Genomic DNA, 21,382 nt, shown 5'->3' with positions numbered 1-21,382 from the left:
ACCTCAGTCAAGCGTGGCAAAGAGGCCCTCCGGCACAGAAGTCGCCTCACCTACAAGCTCGCTTCCACCCAGCTCATACATCAGGCCCAGCATCTTGTTTGCCCCATCCAGATCAACCGCGCCGCGCGCGGGGATGCCAGCCACCCAATCTTTGCGCAGCTGTTCGAACTGGGCGTCGGTCTTGGCATTCATCCGTGGCCGAACAGCATCCCAGGCGGCGTCAGACTGGGCCAGCATCTCCTTGGCCTCACGACTTGCGTCATAGAAAGACTGCGCCAGATCCGGATGTTCCGCCAGAAAGCTCTCTTTGAAATAATACCCCAGCAAGGGCGTGTCCGTATTGAGCCCCAAGGCCTGCCCTGCGGTTTCAACCGAAATCAGCTCGCGCATGCCGCTGGCTTTCATCTTGGCCAGGAAATGCCAGAAATTGATGGCCCCCCCTAGGTCACCGCCCAAACCCGATTTGAAAATCAGCGGAGGGGCGCCAAAGACCTGTTCGGTTTCGGCCTTGAGGTCAAAGCCATATTCCTGTTGCGCATAAGCCCGCAGGATCAGCCAGCTTTTGTCCAAAGGGCCGCCGGCTATTCCAATTTTGCTCCCTGCCAGATCAGGAAGTGTCACCGCGTCACTGTCTTTGGGCACCACGATACTGCCCACCGCCTTGGAATAGGGAACAAAGACGTAATCCTTGCCCGCCGCGCGTTGACGCGCCACCCAGATCCAGTCGGCAACGGCCATATCGGCCTCATCTCCCTCTACTGCAATCCGGGTGGCCCCATTATCCGCATAGGGCTGTATATCCAGGGTAAAGCCGTATTTCGCGTCCAGCCCGTTTTCGGTAATCGTGGCCAATTCCCAATTGACCGTTCCGATTTTCAGCACAGCCGCGCGTATGATCGGCGTCTCCGCCAGCGCGGCACCGGCTGCAACAACCGCTGCCAATGTCAGTGACAATAGCTTCATGGCATCCTCCCAAATGCAGCGGTATGACCGCTTGTCCTATTCAGCCCGGCGTCTCACTTCGTTCAGGTCTTTATCCAGTTCAATATCGAACTGTTTGCCGCCCTTGCAGATCACGTCGTCCAATTCATAACCGTCCTCTTCGACCTCGATGTCATCAGGGTCCATCTGACACTCCATCGCGGCCAGCATGGCTTCGATCTTTTTCACAGTCTCGGCGTCTACATGACCATCCGCCAGAGCCGGACTTGCCGTTAAAGCCAATATCGCAAACCATTTTTTCATATTCTATACTCCTTTTAGCCTAGTCATCACTGGATATTAAAGGTCACCTGCTGCGATGCGCCGCTGGTGCCCGGAATGCGCAGCACATGGCTGCCGGGTTTGATCGCGATAAACGACAGCTCCACCACGCCAGCCTTGTCGAACTCGATTGAATCCACGGCCATGGGGCGGATCTCGATCTTGTTGATGACGATTTCGTTCATCCAGATCGCGCGAAAGAAGTCTGCGCCTGAAACCGCCAGTTCAGCCGAGCCATCCGCCGTGATCTGCAATTTGTAATAGGCTCCGGACTGCAACATAACGGACCCGGTTTCATGCAGTGGCTGACCTGAGGCCAGCGTCAGCTCTATTGTGTCGCCCCGGTTGCACTTTGCCAGAAGCCCGGCAAATCCCAGATCGTCACATAAAGGCGCTGCTGCCAAAGGCGCGGCCAGAGTGCTTGCAAACACAGCCGCCAAAAACGTTCTCATTTCAGGTTTCCTCCCCTAGTTCGGCTGGGTGACAACGCCCCAAGGCTGATCGCCCACCTGCACCGATTTGATGGCCTTTTCCCGGGCCACGTCGATGATTGTGATGTCGTTTGAATTGCCGTTGGTGGTCAGCAGGTATTTCTCATCCGGTGTGAAATCCAACTGCCAAACCCGCTGCCCCACGATGATATAGTCCAGAACTTCCAAAGTGTTGCCATCCACCACAGCAACCCGGTTTGCAGGCCCAAGGGCAACAAAGACCCGGCTGCCGTCTTTGGTGACCTTGACACCAACGGGCTGTAGCCATTCGGGCAAGACACCCGGCACCTCGAAACCGATTTTCTTGATCAATGTGGGCGCGCCATCAGGTGCAATATCCATCACACTGACGGTGCCCCCGATCTCTGAACTTACATAAAGCCGTGTCCCATCCGCCGTATATTGCGCATAGCGGGGACGCTGATCGACCAGCACATTGTGTTTTATTTTGTAATCCTCGGTCGAAATGAAATGCGCCATATTTGTGGTCTCGGAGGTATTGACCACCCATTTTGCGTCCGGGCTCATCCCCATGCCTTCGGGCTCCACACCAACCGGCACCTCGGCCAGAACCGTGCGGGTTTCCGTATCGGTCACGGTCACCAGATTGTCGTCTTCGTTTGCAATGTAAAGCCGGGTGCCGGAGGGTTCGATAATGAACAGTTCAGGATCCGGGCCAGAGGGCAGCGACGGCAGCTCCTCATAGGTTTCCGCATCAAAAACACGCACAAGATTATCATCCGAGGCGCAGACATATAACTTGCTGCCATCCGGACTCATGGTAATGCCCCGTGGGCGGTTGCCTCCGAAAAATTCCGCCGTGACTTCCCATGTGTTGGTGTCAACCACGGTGATGGTATTTCCACGCTCGTTTGAGACAAACGCCTTCCCGGCCCATGCTGCGCTGCCCAAGAGGACCAGTGCAGTTGTCAGTACTAATGATTTCATGATCATCCTCGTATCAGTTGAAAGCAGTGCATTTGGATTCCGGTTCATCTAGCCCCAGCGTGTCTTGGGGGCTGCGGCGGTGCAGAAAACCGTCCTGCGGGCTGACACTTACGGTGATGCGATCATCAAACAGGATCACCTGCTGACGCATCTGCCCATTCCAGGGGCGAAACGACATGCCATGCCCTTTGAAACCGGCCAGTTCGAATTCATCCGATAATAGATATGCCTTCACGCCGTCAGGCTCTGCCGTATTTGCGCGTGTCACCGCTTCGCCCACAGCGCGCAGTGCAATCCAGCTGTTGTAATCCTCGTCCTGCATGTACCGGCCTGCGATTTTCTCAAACCGGTTCTGAAACTGCGTCGCACCATAGGCTTCGTGACCTCCATGCATCTGAACCGGGCGCAGCCCCGCCGAGCCCATCACAGGGCGCGGCGTCCACAGATGATAAGGAAGATAAGCCGCGAAATAGTCATTGCCATCCGCCGCAATCACCACGTCATGTTCTGCCGTATCCTGCATAAAAACCGGCAATTGGCGCTGCACCAGAACGTGACCTGAATCCGTACGTCGCGCGCCGCCGGTGTCCTCGAACACGCGCTCTTCGACGATTTTTGCCCCGAACTTGCGCGCCGCGTGGCGATAGGCTTCGGCAATCGCGAGATCTTCGGGGTTGGAGCCAGAGACCAACAGCCAGCGGTTCCATTTCTTCCAAAGGGCAAATTGGGCAATCGCATCCGCCTGCTGACCGTTGCTGGTCGCTGTGTGCAGCAGATTTGCCCGACACTGGGAACTGCGCAGATCGTTTTCCGGCGCCATTGCGTTGAACACCAGCGCTCCTTGTTCAGCGGCCTGATCGGTGAGACGCAGCAGATCATCACGCCGCGCGATCACCACGATCAGGCGGATGCCATCGGTCAGGATCTTCTCCATCGCTGCGGATGCCTGATCCGGCGCAGAGGCCATGGTCACGGTGGAAAACTGATGCCCCAGAAAAGAGCCGGTTGTGTTGTTGTCCGCCTCCGCAAGCGCCGCCCCGGCAAAGCCAAGATCCTTGGCTTGGTAGTCAAACCGTGAAATGGGCAGCTGCGTTTGATAATCCACCCGCAATACTGCAGCCCGCACCTCCAAGGCGTGGACGGATCCCGCAAGGGCAATGCCTTGGAGAATCGCAAAAAAACTCAGCACAAGCTGTCGCACGTTCCCTCCCATCGCGGCGCTTACCTTCAGTTCGGAAAAACCCAAACCGTCCTCTCCATCAGCACGCGCCACACATAAAACCGTAGCAAGTGACGGAGCTCTTACGATTCTTATTTCTTAAGAATGGACAGTTGTGGCCGGACGTCCTTTGCTGGTGCCAAGGAGAGAGACACCTTTATTCGCGCGCGCGAGGCGGGTGGAAAAACAACATGGGAGGAATTATGCACCGTCGTATATTCATTGGAAGCTTGGCCTTGGCCGCGGCAATTCCTGGGCTTGCACTGGCCCACGGGCCGACACGGCAAAAAGTCACCGAAACAGTAGAAGTCGCGGCAGATCCTGCAGAGGTCTGGGCAGCCGTTGGCAATTTCCAGGATATGTCCTGGCACCCGGCCGTTCACAGTTCGACCGGCGAAAACGGTAACGAAATTGACGCAACCCGTGTGCTGACACTGGGTCAGGAAGGTGGACCAACCATCGCCGAAGTGCTGTATAAATACAGCGCCGAAAAGATGAGCTATTCCTATCGGATCACTGATGTGGCCGTGGAAACATTGCCGGTGACCAACTACTCATCCCATCTCACGGTCAAGCCCCGCGACGGCGGCGGATCTCTGATTGAATGGCGCGGCGCGTTTTATCGGGGCTACCCAAACAATGATCCGCCAGAAAACCTGAATGACGAGGCCGCAAAAGCAGCGGTCACCGGCGTTTATCAATTGGGTCTTCAGGCGCTTCAGGAACGTTTTGGTGCACCGGGGTCTTAATCCATTTGGAACCATTGCTGCGGCCTTCGCCCTTTGGGGCGGGCCGCTTCTTGCGGATGTGGCATTTGTCACCTGTCAAAGCGGGGATAGGCTGACAGTTATCGATCTGGACAGCGGCCAAACCCGCGACTGGGCCTTGCCCGGAAAGCCAGCTGGTATCGCAGTCAGTTCTGGCGGCGTCTTTGTTGTATCACCTGACACGGCCACGATCACCCGTCTTGATCCGCAGTCCGGAGAGATCCTGGCACAGGTCAAGCTGGAGGGAGGCCCAAACGGCATTGCCCTTGATCAAACCCGCAACCACGTCTTTGTCTCGGATTGGTACAACGCTCGGATCTGGGTGTTGGCGGCAGAAACACTTGAGCCCGTCGCCGAGCTGACCACTGGTGCCGCACCCGCCGGGCTAGCGCTTTCTGATGACAACCGTTTCCTTGCCTCGGCTGACCGTGACGCTGATCAGGTCTCAATCTTTGATGCAAACACCTTTGAACTGGTCGCGCGATACCCCACGGGTATGCGTCCCTATGGTCTGCGGTTTGCACCGGATGGGCGACTGTTTGTCGGCAATGTCGGCTCCGACGATCTGACTGTTTTATCGCCACAGACCGGCCCAATTGCGACGGTTGAGGTTGGAGATCGACCCTATGGTGTGGCCTTTGCCCAAGGGCGGGCCTTTGTCACCAACCAATATGAAAACACCCTCAGCGTGATTGACCTTGAAACCCTTGAAAGCCTGGCCACGATAGAGGTCGGAGAATACCCGGAAGGGATCGACACCACCAGCGACGGCAGCGCTATTCTGGTTGCCCATTGGTTCGACAACACTCTGGCGCGGGTTGATGCGCTGACCTTTGAAATAACACAGGCGTGGGACACCGGAGATGGACCGCGCGCCTTTGGGACTTTCCTTTTGGAAAGCCCCTAACTGGCTTAGGCCCGATCACTCTGCGCAGAGATAGCTGAAAGTCGCGGCGCCATCGTCGATCTCTTCAACCTGGACTCCGCAGGTTTCGGATGTTGGGAACAGATCACGGACTTCGCCAGAAACCACCTTCTGTCCATTGATCGCCACGCGCAAAGCGCTGTCATCCTGGATCGAGGCCACAAACACGCGCGCCGCGCCATCGCCCAGAACCACGGTTGATCCCGGCGCAACCGGTTCAGACAGGGCCAAAGACGCATCGCAAACCGCGCTGACTGTCATGTGACCACGATCCACCGCCTCAAGACTCACCCGGCAGGGGCCATCCTTTCCTGTAACCGGAACGGACCGGCCCACATCCAGCGTCATGAGATTGCCGCTTACAGAGATCTGCGCGGCATCTTCCTCTACCCGCGATGCAAAAACCCGCAGCGCCCCATCCAGTAAGACCGCCGTCTCCCCGGCGCGCACCCCTGCCGGCGCGGGTAAGTCATCACCGCATAGGGCCGTCAGAACTGCACCCTCAGCATTGAACCCATCCAGGGTGACCCCGCAATATTCCTCACCTACCGCAAAAATCTGCCGTTGTCCCAGGCTCAGCTCTTTCATCTCGCGGGCGACGCTGACCCGTATGGCCTCATCTTCGGGCATCAGTCGCGAGATGAAAATTCGTAGTCCACCATCTGCAAACACAGCCGTTTCCCCCGGAGACACGCCAGCAGCATCCACGTTTATGACTGCGCCCTTCGGAGCGCCGCCGGAACTTTCGGCACCTGACACAACAGGGGCTGCGCGTTTTGCGACTTCTTCAACTGAGGCAACCGCAGTTTCCGCCGCCGCTTCCGCTCCAGCCAGCCTGCTTTCCATGGCAGACAGTTGGCTTGCCAGATCCGCAGTCCCGGCGCTGGCTTGTGTCAGATCTTGCAACCGGGATTGCGCGTCTGCCAGCTCGCCCTCAAGAGCAGAAACCTGCGCCGAAAGTTCAGCCGATCCTGCCTCTACACTGTCCAGCCGCGCCTCCAGCGCCTGAACCTGGGTCGCTGTATCGGCAACGGCTGCGTCTGCCAGCTCTTTGACCGCATCCATATTGCGGCCCGGCGTAAACAAGCCAATCAGTGCCAGAACAGAGACCCCCGCCAGCATCCCGCCAAAAACAACTGTCTTTCCCATGACTTCCCCCCAATGAAATGTGAACCATGTCCAGGTTCGAAATTAGCATGAATCTGTGACAGCCAAGCACCGCGGCTGCATCAACGTTGCGGCAAACCTGCCAGCGGTTGGAGTTCCTCGGTTGGCAACCCTTGCTCTGCCCATCCGTCCGTTCCAGCCGGAAACCAATGCACGTTGGAATAGCCCAGTTCGACCGCCCGTTTGGCCGCATTCCAGCTCATCCAGCACTGCGCCTGGCAAAAAATCACCAAAGCCTGCGTGTGATCCCCTGCCGTGATCAGGGTCAAGCCGTCCTCGAAATAGGTCTGATAGACAGGTGCAAGTGTCCCATAACCGGTATTTGGCATCCACGCGGCCCCCGGAATGGAGTAACGGGGCTTGTCCCGCCACACCGTTCCATCGGGCAAATTTTCAGGGCGTGGCGGACGTGGCAGAACATCCACAAAAAAGGCCGCCTTCTCTTGCCAGAGAACAGCGGCCTGTTCGGCGGAGACAACGCGGCTTCCTGCCAGCGTGTCCGGGACCGGTGCCCGGTATTCCCCCTGCCGGTAGCCCTCTGGTTCAGGCACTGGTTGGCTGACCCCAACCACAGGAGGTGCCAGAAGGATTGCAGCCAGAGCAAGTCTTTTCAGATGTCGCCCTGCCCGCCCCCTCATGGGTTGACCTCCAGAACCGCATCGCCCAGATCAGAGACCAAAGGCACGCCCGCCTCGATCAATAGGGCGTTGATCTCACCCTGATTACGGCGAATGATCGAATTGAGCCGCCGCTGCCAGACTTTCTCTCCGTGGCGTACACCCATTGTGATCCGATAGAACAGGCGCGGCGGCAAGGTTTCCTGGATCAGCGGAACCACTTCCATTTCCGGATAATCCGCCTTGACCATCGGGCCACCCAAAGGCCCCCAAAGGATCGCCGCGTCGATATCGCCTGCTTTCAGATCCTCCAGCATATCCACCGCCGGGCTTTCGACACGTCGGTCCACAAACAGGTTATAGCCTTTGGCATTTGCGATCAGCCCGTTGCGCGCCATATGAGTGGCCGGAGGGCTGCCGGCTACGATTCCGATCCGTGCTCCCTTTAACCGTGCATCACCGAGCGATGCTACTCCGGACAGCGCAGAGCCTTCGGGCAGGATTAAAGTGTAAACGGAGGTAAAATAGTGATTGGTGTTCTGCACCAGCTCATGTCCCTGGGCATAGGCCATGATCACATCGCATTTCTTGACCCGTAGGGTCTGACGAACAAAGCCGGTCGCCTGTGGAAACCAGGTGTATTGCACCGGCAGCTCCAGTTTTTCGGCCACCAGATCAGCCATTTTGTTTTCCCATCCCGAGCCGTCTTCCATCGACATTGGATAGTTGGCCGGATCGGCGCAGACACGGAGTGCGGTGCTGGACACCAAATCCGAAGTCTGCGCCGAGAGTGCCCCGCCCAGCACGCAAAAAATAAGGGCGAAGGCAAATCGATAGACTGAGTTAAGTCCCGGATCAGATCCCAAGGCAGGCATTTTCATCCTCGCGGATCACGTCGGATTTGGCCTCTTTCTTGCCCGGTCGTCCTCGTGGAACGTCACCAGCGCCGCGCGCCTTGAGATACACATAAATATCATCGAGATAGCACATCACGTTCGCATTATCGCCAAAGTGCGGCATGACAGAGTCCTGACCACCCGGTGTCACAACCTTGCGCCCGTTGGTTACCACATCGACAAAATCGTAATAATCCATGTTGTTGGCAGAAACCTTCAGCGCGGGCGCATAGGTCGACCCTTCGCCTTCCGGCCCGTGGCACACGTGGCATTCAGAGTGATAACGGCGGAACCCGGAATAGGTCAGCCAATCCACCGCGCCTTCGTCATTTATGTTGTATGTTGGAATATCGTCCGCCGTGTAATACCGACCGTCTTCGGAATAGGCGGCCTCCAGATTTGCCGGGTCCAGTTTTACGTCTTCCGCCTGTACTGGCAGAGTAAGGCTGCTCAATAGGCATAGTCCAACAAAGGCATGACCTGTCTTGCGCATAGTGTGTCACCTGTTTTTCCTAGAAGCGGCGGGCGCAGCTGGCGCCCGCCAGTGAGTTCAGTTTTGGTTAGTTCGGCAGTTTGAACACGGTCAGCTGACCACCCAGCGCGGTATAGTCGCTCAGCGCAGCATAGCCGCCCACAGCACCCAAACCATCGTTGGGGTTGGTCAGACCAGCCGCCAGACCAATACCGGCCCAGCCACCAATGCCCGACAGAACCGATACATACTGGTTGCCGTCATGTTCATAGGTCATCACGTTGCCGATGATGCCGGACGGCGTTTTGAACCTGTAAAGCTCTTCACCGGTTTCGGCATGGATCGCTTTCAGATAGCCCTCAAGCGTGCCATAGAACACAACGTCTCCCGCAGTGGCCAGTGCACCGGACCAGACAGAGAACTGCTCGGGGATCGACCATTCGATTTCACCGGTCACGTTGTTCCAGGCAATGAAGTTACCCATACCACCATGGCTGTCCGCCGGCGGGTACATCGCCAGGGTCGCACCGACATAGGGCTGGCCGGCCGTGTAAGACACGCGGAACGGCTCATAGTCCATGCAGACGTGGTTGGTCGGAACATAGAAGATCTCGGTCTTGGGTGAATAGGCCGCAGGCTGTTGATCCTTGGTTCCAAGCGCCGCCGGGCAGATACCGGTCGAGTTCACGTCTTCGCCGTTCTGCTCGGTTGAATACTGGGACACCACATAGGGGCGGCCATAGTTTTCGTTCGTCGGATCCATTTCAACACCGGTGGTCCAGTTCACAACCGGATCGAATTTCTCGGCGACCAGAAGTTCACCGGATACGCGGTCCATCGTATAAGCCAGACCGTTGCGGTCAAAGTGGGTCAGAAGCTTGCGCATCTGGCCATCAATTTCCTGCTCCGTCAGGATCATTTCATTGATGCCGTCATAATCCCACTCATCATGAGGGGTCATCTGATAGAACCACTTGGCAACGCCAGTGTCGATGTCGCGCGCCATGATGGTCATGGACCAGCGGTTGTCACCAGGACGCTGCGCCGGGTTCCAGGTGGACGGGTTGCCCGTGCCATAGTACATCAGGTTCTCTTCAAGATCCGCGGAATACCAGCCCCATGTGGTGCCGCCACCGATCATCCACTGATCGCCTTCCCAGGTATTGGTTCCGGAATCCACGCCCACCGGGGTCCCCAGGTGTGTGGTGTTTTCAGGATCAACCAGAATATCGCTGTCCGGTCCCATGGAATAGGCCCGCCAGGCCTGTTCACCGGTATTGATGTCATAGGCCGTTACAGACCCGCGCACCCCAAATTCACCGCCCGAGATACCAACAATCACTTTGTCTTTTACTGGCAGGACGGTCGCGGTATTGGTTTCACCTTTGGACGGGTCACCGTTTACAACCTCCCAGACAACAGCACCGGTTTTGGCATCAAGCGCCACAACCTTGGTGTCTGCCTGATGCAGGAAGATTTTGCCTTCTGCATAGGCCACGCCACGGTTAACCGTGTCACAACACATGACCGGGATAACATCCGGATCTTGCTTGGGCTCATACTTCCAGATGATGCGCCCGTCTTCATTCAGATCCAGCGCATAGACGATGTTCGGAAACGGCGTGTGCACATACATCACATCGTCAATCACCAGCGGTGAACCCTCGTGACCGCGCAGAACACCGGTCGAGAACGTCCAAGCGACCTGAAGGTCTCCGACGTTATCCGCATTGATCTGGTCAAGCTGCGAATAACGCTGGTTCTTATAGTCGCCAGTTTGAATGGCCCATTGGCTTGGGTCTGCGATTTCGCTGACAAGATTGTCGTTTGCAAAGGCAGCCGTCCCGGATGCCAAAGCAATCCCAGACGCCAAAAGCAAAAGCTTCTTCATCTCTTCCTCCCAAAGATTGCGGTTCCTCGTCCCGCAGTTTCGCATCCCCCTCCTGCGAAGGATGCTTACAAGTCCGGGGCTTTTCCCTCTCTCCTTGAAAAAGCCCCGGATCACTCCGATCTCACTCGTCTGTGAACGTCGCGAGATAGGCAATTACGTTGGCGCGCTCTTCCTCTTTGCGCAGGCCAGCAAATGTCATTTTAGTGCCTTTGGCGTAGGTTTTGGGCTTCTCCAAAAACGCGGCCAGCTCTTCTTCGGTCCAAACTGTCCCTGCGGCGCCCAATTCATTAAGCGCATCGGAATATTCAAAACCGTCATGTCCCGCGATCTGGCGGCCAACAATGCCATTCAACACCGGGCCTGCCTTGTTCTCAGCACCATCCCCGACTTCATGGCAGGCTTTGCACTTGCGAAACACCTTTTCCCCTTTGGCGGCGTCGCCTTCAGCCAAGGCCGCCATCGGGACCAAGATCATGCCGATTACGCCGAGTAGTCTCATCTTCATTCCTTTTCCTCTCCCTTGCGTCTACCGCACGCTCCATTCCATGCGCCAAAAACGCAGCCCAAGTCGTGCAACAGAAAGAAACTCATACAAAACGTTCTGACCGGTTTAACCAGTTCAGTGTACATCCTCACGCCAAACGAGCGGCGTGCCATGCTACGTGATCTCCAGCAAAAGAGTTCACAAAGAAATACGAATGGTCATACCCGGGCTGTATCCGCAGAACCGCAGGCTGGCGCCGTTTGGCAATGGCACTTGCAAGCGCCTCCGGCTTCAGCAGGTCCAAAAACTGGTCACTGGCCCCCTGGTCGATCAAAATGTCGCCCTTCCAGCCATTTTCGGCCATCAGAACAGAGCTGTCATGAACTGCCCAACCTGCTTCGTCGTCCCCGAGATAGGCGCTCAGCTGTTTACGCCCCCAATCTGACTGGCTTGGGTTTGCAATTGGCGCGAAGGCCGACAGGGACGTGAACTTTTCCGGATTGCGCAGCGCCAGTGTAATCGCACCATGCCCGCCCATGGAATGTCCCGTGATGCCGTGGTTGTCCGCGATCGGTAGCTTCGCGAGTATCAGATCCCGCAGCTCTTCCAGCACATAGTCATACATGTTGAAATGCGCCGCCCAGGGTTCCCGCGTGGCGTTCACATAAAACCCTGCGCCTTGTCCCAGATCATAGGCCTCGTCATCAGCGACTCCTTCACCACGCGGTGATGTGTCGGGATAGATGATCGCCAGCCCGTGCTGCGCCGCATGCTCCTGCAAACCCGCCTTGGTCATCGCGTTTTCATGGGTGCAGGTGAGCCCCGACAGATACCACAACGCCGGAACTTTTGACTGAGCAGCCTGAGGCGGCAGATAGACCGAAAAGACCATATCGCAGTTACAGACATGCGAAGTGTGGCGGTAAACGGTCTGGTTGCCCCCAAAGCTGACGTTTTCAGAGATCACCTCAAGGGTCATGGCTCAGAACTCCACGACGGCGCGGATGGATTGGCCCTTGTGCATGAGGTCGAAGCCCTCGTTGATCTGATCCAGGGTGAGCTTGTGGGTGATCATCGGGTCGATCTCGATCTTTCCATCCATGTACCAATCGACAAAATGCGGCACATCGGTGCGGCCCTTGGCGCCGCCAAATGCGGTGCCTTTCCAGACGCGGCCGGTGACCAGCTGGAAGGGGCGGGTGGAAATTTCGGCTCCTGCAGGGGCCACGCCGATGATCACCGACACGCCCCAGCCCCGGTGCGAACATTCCAGCGCATCGCGCATCACCTTCACATTGCCGGTGGCGTCAAAGGAATAATCCACGCCGCCAAACTGGTCCTGCTCGGTTTTGGTGAGCGCGATGATCGCCTCGGTCACAGTCTGACCGTCCAGCTTGGACGGGTTCACAAAATCGGTCATGCCGAATTTTGTGGCCATCTCTGCCTTGTCGTCGTTCAGATCCACACCGATGATCTGACCCGCGCCCGCCATCCGCAGACCCTGGATCACATTCAGCCCGATGCCGCCGAGGCCAAAGACCGCCGCCGTTGCGCCTTTTTCTACTCCGGCCGTGTTGATCACCGCACCGATGCCGGTGGTGACGCCGCAACCGATGTAGCAGATCTTGTCAAAGGGCGCGTCCTCGCGCACTTTCGCCAGTGCAATCTCGGGCAGGACCGTGTGGTTGGCAAAGGTCGAACAGCCCATGTAGTGATAGATCGGCGTGCCATCCAGCATCGAAAACCGGGTGGTGCCATCGGGCATCAGACCCTGACCCTGCGTGGCGCGGATCGCCGTGCACAGGTTGGTCTTGCCCGATTTGCAGGCATGACAGGTGCCACATTCCGGTGTGTAGAGCGGGATCACGTGATCGCCCGGCTTCAGCGTGGTGACGCCTTCGCCCACTTCCAGCACAACCCCCGCGCCTTCGTGACCCAGAATACAGGGAAAGATCCCCTCGGGGTCATCGCCCGACCGGGTGAATTCATCCGTGTGGCACAGGCCCGTGGCTTTTACCTCGATCAGAACCTCGCCCTGTTTCGGGCCCTCAAGGTTCACTTCCATGACTTCCAACGGTTTACCGGCCTCAAGGGCAACGGCCGCGCGTGTCTTCATTCTATATTCCTCCCTCGCTGGACAGTGAGCTGTCTTGGCGTTGGACTAAAGTATCGACTTCCCAGCCAAACCGGACAACTAATACAATGGTGGGTGTTCCGTGGTCGACAGTGTCAACGGTAGGTCTGTTCCATCAGAAGTTGCGGCCCAACAGGGAGGGAATGTCGAATGTTTCAAAGGATGAAGACACCGATTCGCGGCTTAGGTTTCGGGGTCATTCTGGCTCTCGGCGCAGGAACCTCCTGGGCAGCGGATTTTTCTGACCCGACCTGGCCCTGCGTCCAGCGTAAGGTAGAGCGCCTGTCGCCGGCGCTCATGTGGCCACATCCGTTGGCCGAGGATCTGGACCTTGCGCCCGAGGTCGAAACCGCCGTCCGCGCCTTGGCTGAAAAGGCAGCCCTGCGGCGCCTTGACCCCGCCAGCCTGCAACCAGATGTTGCAACATTTACCGCGACCTATGGTCATGACGTTGAATTATTGGGACATGTTTTTGAACGCAGTTTCAACACCTTATCCAGCCGTCGAACCAAAGTCATTGGCGGCATCGGACGTTTCTCCCTGAGCCAGATTGAACTGGCCAAAAAGATCGACGGGATGCGTAATCAGATGACCGCCGAAATGGCAAAAGACGCGCCTGATTTCGATCTGGTAGATGATCTGGAAGAAAAACTTGACTGGGATCAGCTGATCTATACCGACCGGCAGCAGTCGATCACATATCTATGCGAAACGCCGGTCCTTTTGGAAAAACGCCTGCACGCGATTGCACGTCTGCTGATCCAGGAGGTTGAAGGATAGGTCTGCCTCAGTCCCATTCCATCTCGGTATAGGCAACGGTGGCATTGCGCGGGTTAAATGCGTCAAACAACTCCCAATTGGGTGCTTCTTCTGCTGCGATATGGTCCACGGCTTCTCCTAACCGTTGCCCCGATTGTATCGCGGCGGTCGTGTCACGGCTCAGAACATTCAAATAGCGTTGAACGGGTGTGCCCCCATCCGGCCAGGGCACCGTAGCGGCCCCATGGCCGGGCACCACTTGGGCTACAGGTCTTTCAGACAGCTCCGCCAATACCGCCTGCCACCCCCTCAAGGATCCATCCAGCGCAGGTAAATGCCGGTCAAACACCAGATCCCCGGCAAAGAGTGTCCCTGTAAAGGTATCAAATACCGTCAGATCATTGCCGCTGTGTGCTGTGGGCCAGCTTTGAAGGGTGATCACCCGGTGACCCAGATCAATCTCCAGCTGGCCATCCACCTCGAGTGTCACCTCCGGCGCTGTCGTGCCCAGCAGGGACATTGGGCCAATCAGCTCGGCAAGGGACTGCAGGTAATTGGCCTGTCGATCCGCAATTGCCCGCGCAAGCCGCGTGTGACCCACAACCGTGGCCCCGGACTGCTCCAGAACCGAGGCCCCAAAGATGTGATCCGGGTGCATATGGGTCAGAATCACATGGCTGACCGGCAAATCTGTTGTGGCTCGGATTGACCGCCACAAAGCCTCCCCCAGCCAGGCCGCGCCACCGCTGTCGATGACGGCCACGCTTTGCTGACCGACGACAAAGCCAAAGTTTGATATATCGCCCCGATTGCTCCGGTTGGCCTCGGCGATTTTGCCCGTGTGCACAAAAACCCCAGGCGCGACTTCGGTGACGGTCAGGACCTCTCCCACCCTTTGGCAGCCGGCGGCCTTTAAACGTGCCGTCTCCAAAGATGCGGTGCAGCCCGCCAGCGTTTCTGCTTCGTGACCGGGGACCAGAGCCGCCCGGCAGACCTCGGCGTCTTCTTCCAAAATAGCACACAGCATAATCACAGCTTCAAACATGTCGCCCTCCTGTCCAATGCAGACTATCGGAAAACCCCAAGATGTGATGACCGATACCTTTGGATGATCTGGCCAAAAAGCCGCCAATATGGCACCCTCTGGGAGCTGGCCGCGCTCCTGAACTGATGACCCCCACGATCCCACGTATCGGAGGATGAATTATGACGTTCAAAATCATTGCAGCCCTGACCGCGGCCCTGTTGTGCAGCACGGCTGCTCCACCCCGAGCGGTTGCGGACGAGCGCCCAGACAATCCGCTGCAACAGGGTCTGACCTGGCCAGAATTGCGTGCGGATGTGGTTGGCGATGCGCAGATACAGGATGGCCGCGCAGTGTTTGATGTGACCGCACCGTTTCGCGCCCATGATGCGGCCACCGTTCCGGTTATCATCCGCCAAACCGATGACAGTGTATTTATCAATGCTGCCACCGTGGTGGTGGATGAAAACCCCGCACCGGTTGCGGCAGAGTTTGACTTTTCCAAAGCCATGGCCCCTCTGGATTTTGAGTTGCGGGTCCGTGTGAACGCCTATTCCAACGTCCGGGTGATTGCCGAGACAGAGGCAGGCTTGCATATGACGGGTCGCTTTGTGCGCGCATCCGGGGGGTGTTCTGCCCCTGCGTCCCGCGACCCCGAGCTCGCGCTGGCCAGTATGGGCAAGATGAAGCTGCGCCTGTTTGGAGAGCCTCCGCAGATCTCGGGCACCCGGCGCGAGGCCCAGATCATGATCCGCCATCCGAATTACTCCGGGCTGCAACGAGACCAGATCTCACAGCTGTTTATCCCCGCGCATTTCATCGACACAATCGAAGTCTGGCAGGGCGAAGAGAGCCTGTTCACCATGAGCGGCGGCATCTCGATCTCTGAGAACCCGGTGTTTCGCTTCAGCTATCAGGACAATGGCGCGTCGAATTTGCGGGTGCGTGCCACCGACACCGACGGCAATGTGTTTGAACAGCTGCTGCCCAAGGGGCTTCCAAGCTGAGAACGCCCCCTATTTCAAAATCCGATCGGCGTTCTTGGCGATGGAAAGCGTCGCGTCATCCAGACCAGTGGCACGATTCACTCGGGTTGAGGTCAGGTCGGCGTCCTGCAGATTGCTATTCGTAAAATCCGCCCCGCTCAGATCTGCTCCGCCCAAGGTCGACATGCTGAGGTCCGCCCCGGTGAAAAGGGCTCCGGGCAGTTTGGCAAATTCCAGATCGGCCCGGTTCATCATGGCACCTGTGAAATCCGCACCCGTGCCCCTGGCGGATTTCAGCACACCCCGCATCAGACCCATGGATTGGTTGCGCATATCCGCTGAAAAATCCGCGCCGCGAAATATTGTACCGTCTACCCTTGCCTTGGTGAAATCCGCCGCCAGCCGCGCATCGGTAAAATCCGCCTCGCTCAGATCGGCACCAATCAACTGGGTCTGAAACAGCTCGGCACCAATCAGGGTTGCACCGCTCAAATCGGCCTCTACCATCCAGGCCTGGCTCAGCACACTGTCATCCAGATTGGCCCCGGACAGGTCGGCATTGTTGAGCGACGCCGCGCGTAACACGGCACCGCTGAAATCAAGCCCCGACAGATCCAGCCCATTCAGCCACATGCGGGTGAAATCTGCGGGCATATCGGGTGTTGCCGAGGCCAGACGCGCCTCTACCTCTGCGCGGGTCATCTGGGCTTCGGTCATCTTTGGCAGTGCCATATTGATACCTGCCATGCCTTGAGCCCGGGCGGGATCCGTCGCGAACAGGCAGCACAGTCCCGCCATTCCCCATGCGAGTCTCTTCATAATGTGATCCCCAGCTTGCCCGACAGTCCGTTCCCCAATTGAACTTCGGGTGGTGATTTCTAGTTAAAGCAAACCAACTCTGCCTCGGCCTGGGCACGACGCAGATCCGCCACAAAGTTCGACGCCTGCGCGGCAGAGCGAAAAACCGCCATGCGCTCGCCCCCGACACGCCGCATGGACAAGACGGTTTCTCCCTCCACATAGGCCTCATAGGGCAGGATCGCGGCGATCTCATCGATGGAGCAGGCGCATTGTTCCAGTACCCGCCTGGATTGGCCATTGGCCGCCATACAGCCAAAGATGTAATCCGCCCGCGCCACCGTCGGGTAATCATTCAACCGGTCAGCCAAGCTTTGAGCCTCTGCGCCGGCGGTCAGCATCATGGAAACACAGATCGACGCCAGAGCCCGTTTCATTGCAAAACCTCTGCTCCGTCAAACCGTAGCTCCGAGCGATAGACACCTTCGGCTTCGGCCACCAGGCTCAGATACCAGCCCGGCACGTCTTCGGACATGGTGACACGCAGCTCAAGATCACCAAACCCCTGCATCCGGGCGCGGTTTGGATCATCGGCAAAGGGGCGGATACGCACCACCTGGGTTTCGATTGTTTCGCCAGCAAACAGAGCCGACCCGATTTCTACCTCATTGGGCTTTATCAACGCTTCTTTCACACGGTTGCGGATGTAAAACGGGCTGCCGCCGGCCGCCTCGGCCATGTCACGCACTGTGATCTCGTAGAAATACATGATCATCGGATTGCCCACGCTTGCCGGAAAGCTACCAAGTCCGCGGTGACCGCCGTCCTGGCGAAACTCCAGCGCGGCCTCTTCCGCCGGATCGCTTTGCTCAATCCGCAACGCAATCTGGCCGGTGTCGCGTTGTTCGGCATCCGGGTTCAACCGGCTTTGGACTTCGCGTTCATAAACAAGTTCCCTGTCCCTTGAGACGCTGTCCAAGGTGCCTTCACGAAACAACAGATCATAGGTTTGCTGTCCATCCAACGGCAACGCCTGCGCTGATCCAAAGCCAAGACCAAGCAGAGCCATCACCAAGACCAAAATGCGAATGCTCATTTGTATTCCTCCACCAGCTGAACAGGATCACTCTGCGCCACATCCTTGCGCGCTTTCCATTCGATCAAAGGTCGTAGTTGTGACGGGCGCACCGGTTTTGTCATAACAGAGATATCCTGCGCCTTGGCCCGGACAACCAATTCGTCGCTCAGGTTGGCCGTGATCAAGATTGCAGGCACCTGTTGGCCGAACAGTTCACGTACGCCCGTGATGGCCTTTACGCCTGTGTCATCATTGTCCAGATGGTAATCCGCTAGAATAATATCCGGTGGAATGCCCATCGCGCGGACATGGACCAACGCTTCCTCGGTTGAGGAGACAGGCAAGACAATCGCGCCCCATTGCTGCAGGATACGCACTGTCGCCAACAAGACATCCTCGTCATTTTCGATGACCAGCACAATCAGATCCATATCCTGCTGGTCTTCTGGTGCGGACAAGGTAATCGGTTCAGGCGGCGGCAGCGAGCGGGCGACAAAATCCATCTCGATGCAGAATGCAGAGCCTCTGCCCAGCTCAGATTGCACCCACAGCTTGTGCCCCAGATGTCGGCAAGCCCGCTCTACAACCGAAAGCCCCAATCCAACACCCGCGCCGTTTGAAGCGCCATCGCCACGGGTGAATTCTTCAAAAATGCGGTTCTGATCTTCGGGGCTGATGCCAATCCCGTTGTCCCAGATTTGCAACAGCACTTTGTTGCCCTTGCGGCGACAGCCGACCAGAACCCGGCCGCCGGGCCGGTTGTACTGGATCGCGTTGACCACAAGGTTCTGAATAGAGCGCAGCAGGAAAACCGGGTCAGACCGCACCCAAACCGCGCAGGGAACCACACGCAGCTCCACCTGTTTTTGTTCAGCAACGGCCAGTTGGTCTTCAAAGACACCTTCCATCAAGCTGCCCAGACACACTTCGGTAGAGGTGATGGTACTCGGATCCGCGCTTTCAAGGCGCGACAGATCCAACAGCGCCTGCAGCAGTTGTTCTGCCGAACTGAACGCGCGGCGCAGGCGTACAACGCTGGCGTGGATCGGCGTATCCACACTGGCCGTCACCAGAGAGGCCAGCGTCAGCTTGGCCGCGTTGATGGGCTGCAACAGATCATGGCTCGCAGCAGCAAGGAACCGTGTTTTGGAGGAGACCGCAGCCTCTGCCTGCTCTTTGGCCAAACGCAGCTCTTCTTCCACACGGGCCTGTTCTTCGGATTGGGCCACCAACCGCGCATTGGCTTCTGTCAGCTCGGCGGTACGTTCCGCAACGCGTTGCTCTAGCGTGGCCTTTGCGCGGCTTTCGATCGAGACGTCTTTGAGCTCGACCAGAAAACCACCATCCGGCAGCCCATTTGCCTGCAGATCCAGAACATCACCAGACGGCAGATCCAGCCGCGTCTGAAAGACACCGCCGGCAATCCGCCCGTTGCACCAAGTCTGAATGGCCTGGGCGGTTTCCGGCAGCATCACGCCAGAGCCCAACATCGCCGCCAGAATGTCCTGCAGCGGTGTCCCCTGGTGCAACACCCGTTTGGGCAGGTTCAGAAGATCGCGGAACGGACCATTGTGCATGATCACCCCGCCGGAGCTGGAAAAGGTGCAGACCCCCGAACGGATGTCTTCGAACACCGCCTGGAGATACATGGCCTGGGCGCCGATCAGGCTTTCTTTTTCATGGCGGTTCTGGCGCACGATGGCGGTGATCTCGGTTGCCATCAGGACCACGCGTTCCGCACTCATCCTCTGCGCGCGGAGCTGGAACCAGCGGTCCTCAACCAACTCTAGCACCAGCGAAAGAACTGAACGATCCTTGTCCCCGGCCGCCTCGCTTTGTCGCAATCGGCGATCTGTCGACACAAGATGGCGGCTGTTTGCCATCAGGTCGAAATATCTGTTCAGGCTCATCCCTTGTTTGATGTCACCCGAGATATCCGGCAACAACTGGCGGAACAGATCATTACAGACAACAAACTGGCCATCTGTGAACAGGGCAAACCCCCCCTCCATCGCGGCCAGTGCATCATCCAGATTGGCGCGCATGCGGATCTGATCAAAGCGCAGGCTTTCCAGCTCATTTGCCGCGATCTCAAGGTCGCGTGTCTTGGCCGCAACCTGCGCGCGCAGTTCAATAGCTGTGTGAAACGCGCTGTAGGCGGTGCCGCCCATGTCATGTTCCCGATCGGCACGGTTGATCAACGCTTCAATCACCCGCGCCTGCCGCGCCAGCTGTTCCTCAAGATCCTGGCTGCTGTCGACGATACTCAGAACATTTCCTCCTGGCTGGGATCAAAGAAGGCCACGCCCACAAAGGTCTGGTTCATGTGAACACCAGCGTGCTGTTCACCGTAAGTGCTGAACCCCAGCACTTGCCGTTCACTCAGGAGGGCGGACGCCGATCCCAGCAACTGCTTCTGTTCAAACTCTAGCTTGCGAAAGATGCAGTCAAACCCAAGGATGAAATCCGGCGTTTCTCCATCCGGCCCGGTCACATCCAGCGCGGTCCTCATCGTGGCGATCTGATCCTGCCCCTGCCCAAGCGTCAGGATCAGTCCGTCATCAATCGCTGCCATGATCTGCAAAGCGCGCCCGTCCACAACGCCATAAATGCCGCGCACATAATGGTTCTGACGATACAGGATCAGCAGCGGGTTTTCCGCAAACACCTCCGGTGTCAGATCCTCGACCTCACGCCCCAGCACGCGGGCATATTCCACCGCCGCCGGCGCGCCGTTGATCTCATGAATCAGCCTCCGTTCCGGGTCCGCACGCGTGACGACCATCCGCGTATCCGTCGGCAGGAAATGGTCGAAGTTCAGCCCAACAAACCGTAGGTCGGTTTCCAACAGAAGCAGCACCGCCGCATTGGTGTGAAACGCGCCGTCATGCAGAACATAAGTGGGGCCAAAGTCCAGCCCGTCGCCCGCGGATCCCCCAAACAGAGGCAGATCACCCAACACCGTATCAAGGGTAAACGACAGAACATCAACTTGGTGTGAGGCGCCATCAGACAGTAACAATCCCAGACGCTGCCATCCCGCGGTCCTGCGAAATCGTTCCGCATGGCGTTCGGTCCGATTGGCGATATCCTCAACCGAGGTTGAGGCCAGATCGTCAATCAGAATAGAGGCGCAGCGAAAATGCGCCTTTGGGAATGCGATGATCATCATGCCATCGCTCTCATACCCTTGCCCGTTGATTTGACCCGCAGTTGTACAGCCAAACGCGGCAATACCGTTCATTTGTCGCGACAAAGCAGACGACAAGGCTGCGCGGTCATATTGGGACGAGACCAGCACCAGGACGCAACACACATCCCGCAGGTCAAATTTTTCTATACATTCAGAAACCGCCGTCGCTGCGTCCAAGGCAGACGAGCTGCCATAGCACACATGACGGGGTCTGATCAGTTCGTCGCGCATGCAGCCCTCCCAAACTGCAGCAACCTCGATGGCGTGATC

Annotated in this window: 23 protein-coding genes; 4 read left to right on the top strand and 19 right to left on the bottom strand. The window is 57.6% G+C overall.

What is annotated here, in order from left to right:
- Positions 1-3 precede the first annotated feature (3 nt).
- From ACXAEW_RS21605 to ACXAEW_RS21585, 5 genes are read right to left on the bottom strand one after another with little or no spacing between them, the layout of a single operon-like run.
- The gene (locus ACXAEW_RS21605; RefSeq protein WP_474943405.1) at positions 4-963 is read right to left on the bottom strand and encodes an ABC transporter substrate-binding protein; all 960 of its coding nucleotides are present in this window, start codon (positions 961-963) and stop codon (positions 4-6) included.
- A 36-nt stretch (positions 964-999) separates the two neighbouring features.
- A complete protein-coding gene (locus tag ACXAEW_RS21600) occupies positions 1,000-1,245 on the bottom strand; it encodes a PepSY domain-containing protein (RefSeq protein WP_474943404.1) in 246 nt (81 codons plus the stop codon).
- 26 nt (positions 1,246-1,271) lie between these two features.
- On the bottom strand, positions 1,272-1,715 hold the full coding sequence (locus ACXAEW_RS21595) for a cupredoxin domain-containing protein (RefSeq protein WP_474943403.1): 444 nt from the start codon (positions 1,713-1,715) through the stop codon (positions 1,272-1,274).
- Between the two features lie 15 nt (positions 1,716-1,730).
- Complete coding sequence (locus tag ACXAEW_RS21590) at positions 1,731-2,702, bottom strand: YVTN family beta-propeller repeat protein (RefSeq protein ID WP_474943402.1); 972 nt, start codon at positions 2,700-2,702, stop codon at positions 1,731-1,733.
- Positions 2,703-2,715: 13 nt separating this feature from the next.
- Complete coding sequence (locus tag ACXAEW_RS21585; protein WP_474943449.1) at positions 2,716-3,915, bottom strand: ABC transporter substrate-binding protein; 1,200 nt, start codon at positions 3,913-3,915, stop codon at positions 2,716-2,718.
- A 209-nt stretch (positions 3,916-4,124) separates the two neighbouring features.
- On the opposite strand from ACXAEW_RS21585, the gene ACXAEW_RS21580 reads away from it, so the two are divergent.
- Together ACXAEW_RS21580 and ACXAEW_RS21575 are read left to right on the top strand one after the other, a co-directional pair.
- Positions 4,125-4,670, top strand: a complete 546-nt coding sequence (locus ACXAEW_RS21580) for an SRPBCC family protein (RefSeq protein ID WP_474943401.1) — start codon at positions 4,125-4,127, stop codon at positions 4,668-4,670.
- Positions 4,654-5,595 (top strand): YncE family protein, encoded by a 942-nt coding sequence (locus ACXAEW_RS21575; protein ID WP_474943400.1) that lies wholly within the window; start codon positions 4,654-4,656, stop codon positions 5,593-5,595. Before ACXAEW_RS21580 ends, ACXAEW_RS21575 begins: the two co-directional genes overlap by 17 nt.
- Positions 5,596-5,610: 15 nt before the next feature.
- Here ACXAEW_RS21575 and ACXAEW_RS21570 read toward each other — a convergent pair whose 3' ends face one another.
- From ACXAEW_RS21570 to ACXAEW_RS21535, 8 genes are all read right to left on the bottom strand, one after another.
- On the bottom strand, positions 5,611-6,762 hold the full coding sequence (locus ACXAEW_RS21570) for a hypothetical protein (RefSeq protein WP_474943399.1): 1,152 nt from the start codon (positions 6,760-6,762) through the stop codon (positions 5,611-5,613).
- An 80-nt stretch (positions 6,763-6,842) separates the two neighbouring features.
- Entirely contained in the window at positions 6,843-7,418 is a 576-nt protein-coding gene (locus ACXAEW_RS21565) for a PQQ-dependent catabolism-associated CXXCW motif protein (RefSeq protein WP_474943398.1), read from the bottom strand.
- The gene (locus tag ACXAEW_RS21560; protein ID WP_474943397.1) at positions 7,415-8,278 is read right to left on the bottom strand and encodes a substrate-binding domain-containing protein; all 864 of its coding nucleotides are present in this window, start codon (positions 8,276-8,278) and stop codon (positions 7,415-7,417) included. Before ACXAEW_RS21560 ends, ACXAEW_RS21565 begins: the two co-directional genes overlap by 4 nt.
- A complete protein-coding gene (locus ACXAEW_RS21555) occupies positions 8,253-8,786 on the bottom strand; it encodes a c-type cytochrome, methanol metabolism-related (RefSeq protein WP_474943396.1) in 534 nt (177 codons plus the stop codon). The genes ACXAEW_RS21560 and ACXAEW_RS21555 overlap by 26 nt, the downstream gene beginning before the upstream one ends.
- A 67-nt stretch (positions 8,787-8,853) precedes the next feature.
- Positions 8,854-10,656 carry a methanol/ethanol family PQQ-dependent dehydrogenase gene (locus ACXAEW_RS21550; protein ID WP_474943395.1) on the bottom strand — a complete coding sequence of 601 codons (1,803 nt, stop codon included), beginning with the start codon at positions 10,654-10,656 and terminating at the stop codon, positions 8,854-8,856.
- A 121-nt stretch (positions 10,657-10,777) separates the two neighbouring features.
- Complete coding sequence (locus tag ACXAEW_RS21545) at positions 10,778-11,161, bottom strand: c-type cytochrome (RefSeq protein ID WP_474943394.1); 384 nt, start codon at positions 11,159-11,161, stop codon at positions 10,778-10,780.
- 127 nt (positions 11,162-11,288) lie between these two features.
- Positions 11,289-12,119, bottom strand: a complete 831-nt coding sequence (gene fghA, locus ACXAEW_RS21540) for an S-formylglutathione hydrolase (protein ID WP_474943393.1) — start codon at positions 12,117-12,119, stop codon at positions 11,289-11,291.
- Positions 12,120-12,122: 3 nt separating this feature from the next.
- Complete coding sequence (locus tag ACXAEW_RS21535) at positions 12,123-13,256, bottom strand: S-(hydroxymethyl)glutathione dehydrogenase/class III alcohol dehydrogenase (RefSeq protein ID WP_474943392.1); 1,134 nt, start codon at positions 13,254-13,256, stop codon at positions 12,123-12,125.
- A gap of 168 nt (positions 13,257-13,424) precedes the next feature.
- Here ACXAEW_RS21535 and ACXAEW_RS21530 point away from each other — a divergent pair, with 168 nt between their 5' ends.
- On the top strand, positions 13,425-14,054 hold the full coding sequence (locus ACXAEW_RS21530; RefSeq protein ID WP_474943391.1) for a hypothetical protein: 630 nt from the start codon (positions 13,425-13,427) through the stop codon (positions 14,052-14,054).
- Positions 14,055-14,061: 7 nt separating this feature from the next.
- On the opposite strand, the gene ACXAEW_RS21525 is transcribed toward ACXAEW_RS21530, so the two are convergent.
- Positions 14,062-15,078, bottom strand: a complete 1,017-nt coding sequence (locus tag ACXAEW_RS21525) for a quinoprotein relay system zinc metallohydrolase 2 (protein ID WP_474943390.1) — start codon at positions 15,076-15,078, stop codon at positions 14,062-14,064.
- Positions 15,079-15,239: 161 nt separating this feature from the next.
- On the opposite strand from ACXAEW_RS21525, the gene ACXAEW_RS21520 reads away from it, so the two are divergent.
- A complete protein-coding gene (locus tag ACXAEW_RS21520; RefSeq protein WP_474943389.1) occupies positions 15,240-16,064 on the top strand; it encodes a quinoprotein dehydrogenase-associated SoxYZ-like carrier in 825 nt (274 codons plus the stop codon).
- Positions 16,065-16,073: 9 nt separating this feature from the next.
- Here ACXAEW_RS21520 and ACXAEW_RS21515 read toward each other — a convergent pair whose 3' ends face one another.
- The 5 genes from ACXAEW_RS21515 to ACXAEW_RS21495 are packed head-to-tail and all read right to left on the bottom strand — an operon-like array spanning position 16,074 to position 21,343.
- Positions 16,074-16,862 carry a pentapeptide repeat-containing protein gene (locus ACXAEW_RS21515; protein ID WP_474943388.1) on the bottom strand — a complete coding sequence of 263 codons (789 nt, stop codon included), beginning with the start codon at positions 16,860-16,862 and terminating at the stop codon, positions 16,074-16,076.
- Between the two features lie 59 nt (positions 16,863-16,921).
- Complete coding sequence (locus tag ACXAEW_RS21510) at positions 16,922-17,278, bottom strand: hypothetical protein (RefSeq protein WP_474943387.1); 357 nt, start codon at positions 17,276-17,278, stop codon at positions 16,922-16,924.
- Complete coding sequence (locus tag ACXAEW_RS21505) at positions 17,275-17,937, bottom strand: hypothetical protein (RefSeq protein ID WP_474943386.1); 663 nt, start codon at positions 17,935-17,937, stop codon at positions 17,275-17,277. The genes ACXAEW_RS21510 and ACXAEW_RS21505 overlap by 4 nt, the downstream gene beginning before the upstream one ends.
- Positions 17,934-20,132, bottom strand: coding sequence for a hybrid sensor histidine kinase/response regulator (locus ACXAEW_RS21500; protein WP_474943385.1), 2,199 nt, complete (start codon positions 20,130-20,132; stop codon positions 17,934-17,936). Before ACXAEW_RS21500 ends, ACXAEW_RS21505 begins: the two co-directional genes overlap by 4 nt.
- Positions 20,133-20,185: 53 nt before the next feature.
- Positions 20,186-21,343: an FIST N-terminal domain-containing protein gene (locus ACXAEW_RS21495; RefSeq protein WP_474943384.1), complete on the bottom strand. Its 1,158-nt coding sequence runs from the start codon at positions 21,341-21,343 to the stop codon at positions 20,186-20,188.
- Positions 21,344-21,382 lie beyond the last annotated feature (39 nt).

It is taken from the genome of Epibacterium sp. ABZ3_068 (assembly GCF_056159265.1).
Note: the sequence above shows the minus strand (reverse complement) of the source record. Positions and strands in the feature narration are given on the sequence as shown.